The sequence below is a fragment of the Bariatricus sp. HCP28S3_D3 genome, from assembly GCF_052065755.1.
Taxonomy (GTDB): Bacteria; Bacillota; Clostridia; order Lachnospirales; family Lachnospiraceae; genus Allocoprococcus.
The window spans coordinates 1-905 of the sequence record NZ_JBQHTK010000088.1 but is presented as its reverse complement, the minus strand read 5'-3'; the positions used below and the strand labels follow the sequence as shown (position 1 = coordinate 905).

General features: G+C 30.5%; 1 protein-coding gene. It reads right to left on the bottom strand.

Translation table 11 applies throughout. The features are described from left to right. Positions 1-232 precede the first annotated feature (232 nt). Positions 233-553, bottom strand: a complete 321-nt coding sequence (locus ACTNB3_RS17810) for a hypothetical protein (RefSeq protein WP_441027293.1) — start codon at positions 551-553, stop codon at positions 233-235. Positions 554-905 lie beyond the last annotated feature (352 nt).

The window sequence follows — 905 nt, the reverse complement described above, 5'->3', positions numbered from 1 at the left end:
ACCATAATCAAATGATAATATAACAAAAATACTGAATGTGCATTATTATCCAAATCCATATTATAATCAATCCTTTCTTTTATTCGACTGATTATATTGTACCACATCCGGTACATTAGAACAAGTGTTCTCTCGTATTTTTTTGCAATTCATCTCGCCACCTAAAGAGGTGGGAGAATTCTTGCTATATCTTGTTAAATCAACGCAAACCAATACGAAAACTGCTATCTCTTTATATTATCCCATTATCTTTGATCAATATTATCGTCGCAGGATTCTTAAAAAGACCAATTACTTTACTCATTGTTTTATCAAGACTCCTTTTGTTTTCCGAAAAAATATAATCTAACAGCAAATACATTTCAATATGTTGATAATTACATTTCAAATAATCCCGATACCATTCCTCGGCTAAACTTTGGTTCTTTCTTGAACGATAATATAAAGCAAAAGCAAATGGTTTTATTTCATATTCTTTTCCCTTCTTTATGCTGTTTACATACTGCAAAAACTGATCCTCTCTCCCTTCTAATAACTCCAGAGAAGCTAACATCCAGCACAATCCATTATATATGGCATATATTTCCTGATTCCATGGTCCTATAGAAAAAAATCACAAAGTTTTCTATGTTTCTTCATTCTTTTTTTCAATGTTTCCACATTGTTTGTCTTACCAAACAGCCTTGCCATTTTATTATATGTATTAATCATGTAAACATTTAATAGCCACCGAAAAATAAACAACAGCATGAAACCCACTATTATTTCTTTCCACATAATCTGTACCATTTTTATTTCCTCCCTATTAAGTCAAGTCTTTTTTCCTTGAAAATCAAGGATTTTTTCAATATATCATCAATAAATATCTCAGAAGAAGAAGCCATAGGAATGAACATTTCTCTGTA

Coding starts and splice junctions, on each gene's coding strand:
- ACTNB3_RS17810 (WP_441027293.1), bottom strand. CDS start 553: ATGTTAGCTTCTCTGGAGTTATTAGAAGGGAGAGAGGATCAGTTTTTG.